This window comes from Oleiphilus sp. HI0123 (assembly GCF_001635315.1).
Map to the genome: position 1 here is coordinate 1 of NZ_LWGE01001690.1, position 1,310 is coordinate 1,310.

Sequence of the window (1,310 nt, forward strand, 5' to 3'; positions counted from 1 at the left end):
CGATATCTTCGATGCTTTCCAGACTGGTGTCGATCAACTCTTCACGGAGTGCTCCAATGATGCCGTTACGTCCAGCGTAAACCTTACCAATTTTGTCTGGGAATTGGCGAGCTGTTTCGATTACGCCACAAGCTGAAGCGTTGATTACGGCAGTTACGCCACCTGACTGTGCGTAGAAAGCATTTTTGATAGTCATTGAATATCCTATTCTTCGATAAAAATGAAAGGTTTCATAAATTTCGCGCATCATACTGCATTTTTATGAAAGTTTCATGAGCCTGATTACTAATCAGTCGGTATCAGTCTTAAAATAAAAACTGTTGACAATTAACCTTGGCGATTCGTATCGAAAGTATAAAAAAGTGAGAGCGGTGCACTCTCACTTCTACTGTTATTCAGGTCAAAAATTAAAGCTAGCTATTAAGTTTCTTGGCAAGAATCTGATTGAACAGTTTAGGGTTTCCTTGTCCTTTAGAGGCTTTCATTAAAGGCCCCATAAATCCGCCCATAAGCTTTTTACGCTTTTTGTCATCGGCCTCTTTATACTGTGCAATCTGATCAGCCATGCCAGCGAGTACTTCGTCAACCAATGCTTCTAGCGCACCGGTATCAGATACCTGCTTTAGACCTTGTGATTCAATAATTGCGTCAACATCATCACCAGATTTTTCCCAAAGTGTATTGAATACTTTCTTTGCACCTGAAGACGACAAAGTGTTGTCTTTAACTCTAAGCACCAGTTGCCCAAGTTGCTCTGCACTGATAGGAGAATCTTTTAAGGAGATGCTGTCGCTGTTGAGTCGCGCGCTTAGCTCTCCCATTGTCCAGTTGGCAGAAAGCTTAGCGTCACCTGAAATGCTACTGGCTGTCTCGAAATAATGAGAAAGGTCTACCTGTGCTGAGATCAAGCCTGCATCGTAACTTGATAAGCCGTATTCGGCGCAGAACCTTGCCTTTCGTGCATCAGGAAGCTCTGGCATCTCAGTTTTAATCTGATCAATAAACTCGTCAGACAATTCGACAGGAAGCAGGTCAGGGCATGGGAAGTAGCGGTAATCGTTTGCTTCTTCTTTGCTACGCATGGAGCGGGAGATATCTTTCTCTCCATCGTATAAGCGGGTCTCTTGCGTGATGCTGCCGCCATCTTCAAGAATATCTATCTGACGCTCAACCTCAAGGGCGATCGCCTTTTCCATGAAGCGGAAGGAGTTAAGGTTCTTGGTTTCGGTTCGTGTACCAAGCTCTTCCTGACCTTTGGGGCGTACCGAGATATTGACGTCAAAGCGCATTGAGCCTTGTGACATTTCACC

At 44.3% G+C, this 1,310-nt stretch carries 1 protein-coding gene and 1 pseudogene; both read right to left on the reverse strand.

Going from position 1 to position 1,310, the window contains the following annotated elements:
- A pseudogene (locus A3761_RS22910) lies at positions 1–196 on the reverse strand (diphosphate--fructose-6-phosphate 1-phosphotransferase); the annotation flags it as partial.
- Positions 197–413: 217 nt separating this feature from the next.
- Positions 414–1,310 (reverse strand): Asp-tRNA(Asn)/Glu-tRNA(Gln) amidotransferase subunit GatB (locus tag A3761_RS22915; RefSeq protein WP_369808262.1); only part of this gene is annotated, 897 nt, incomplete at its 5' end.